The sequence below is a fragment of the Chryseobacterium sp. SIMBA_028 genome, assembly GCF_046535285.1.
Classification (GTDB): Bacteria; Bacteroidota; Bacteroidia; order Flavobacteriales; family Weeksellaceae; genus Chryseobacterium.
Genome location: NZ_JAWRWZ010000382.1, coordinates 1 through 264, shown reverse-complemented (window position 1 = coordinate 264; position 264 = coordinate 1). Strand labels below are relative to the sequence as shown.

Sequence of the window (264 nt, the reverse complement as noted above, 5' to 3'; positions counted from 1 at the left end):
ATAAATTCTTAGTCTAAATTATTAAATTTGAAGAAAATAATTCTAGCAGATGAACATTTTAAAAGGAGTAGGTGTTGCGTTAATAACACCCTTTAATGAAGATTTATCCGTTGATTTTGATAGTTTAACGAAACTTGTTGAATATAATATCGAGAACGGAATCAATTATTTAGTTGTATTAGGAACTACAGCGGAAGCTGCAACACTTTCTACCGAAGAGAAGAAACAGGTAGTAGATCATATCATTAAAGTAAATGGTAAACG

The 264-nt window shown here is 29.9% G+C and carries 1 protein-coding gene; it reads left to right on the top strand.

The genetic code is table 11. The features are described 5' to 3' along the window. Positions 1-49 precede the first annotated feature (49 nt). Positions 50-264, top strand: a 215-nt coding sequence (locus SCA31_RS23845) for a dihydrodipicolinate synthase family protein (protein WP_410699480.1), incomplete at its 3' end; no start/stop codon positions are given.